General features: G+C 43.0%; 1 protein-coding gene. It reads right to left on the bottom strand.

The window, feature by feature from the left end:
- Positions 1 to 288: DUF4124 domain-containing protein (locus A3761_RS08385; protein WP_156491748.1), on the bottom strand; the 288-nt coding region annotated here is incomplete at its 3' end.
- Positions 289 to 495: the final 207 nt, after the last annotated feature.

The raw sequence follows: 495 nt of genomic DNA on the forward strand, positions 1-495 counted from the left end.
CATGGTTGATACGTTCTGAGCCCCTGCTGGGGGTCTATCACCATAGTGCCACATGCCTGTTGCGTCTTGCCATTTGTAGAAGGACACTTTGTTACTGCTGCTTGAGCTGGTTGTCGAGCTCGAGCTTTCATTGCCGGTAAGGCTGTCGGGTAGTATTTTATCAGGAATCAGGTCGGCAGACGTCGGCATGGCGAGTGTAGGCTTACCATTGTCCATCTTAAAGAAAAAAGGCAAGATGATTGCGGCGGCAAGAATGCTGATGGTAATAAAACGAGAAATCATTTTCATGGTGACAAGTTCCTGTGTCTTTGTGCTATTAAGATCATGTTTTGTGTTGTTAATAGCTAATATTGTGTTTACAAATTTGTGACTGGATTTCAGAGTCGGAGCAATTTGGTAAACAAGTTCGAATACATAATAATAGATGTGATTTCGGCAGCCTGCTAGCTAATAAATTACCAATCAGAATATCGATCGTGTCTCCGTTCTGCTCAA

It is taken from the genome of Oleiphilus sp. HI0123, assembly GCF_001635315.1.